Below are 280 nucleotides of genomic sequence, written 5' to 3'. Positions count from 1 at the left end.
CGATGTCGTTGCGCGACGCGCTGGCCACCATGCTGATCCCGTCGGCCAGCAACTACGCCGAGGCGGTGTCCACCTGGGCGTTCGGCTCCCAGGGCGCCTTCCTCGATGCGGCGCGGAGGTGGCTCTCCGCCCACGGACTCACCGGTACCACCATCGTCGAACCGACCGGCATCAGCTCCCGCAACACCAGCACGCCCGCCGACCTCCTCACGATCGGCAAGCTCGCCATCGCCCATCCGGCGATCGCGAGCATCGCCGCGACGCCTTCACTGTCTCTGCC

General features: G+C 69.6%; 1 protein-coding gene. It reads left to right on the top strand.

Features of this window, described 5'->3' with window-relative positions:
- The coding region (locus ACZYRN_RS19425) for a serine hydrolase family protein (RefSeq protein WP_488913203.1) at positions 1-280 on the top strand (280 nt) is incomplete at both ends.

This window comes from Domibacillus sp. F004, assembly GCF_057814295.1.
The sequence above is the reverse complement of the archived record's forward strand: the minus strand, read 5'-3'. Positions and strand labels throughout refer to the sequence as shown.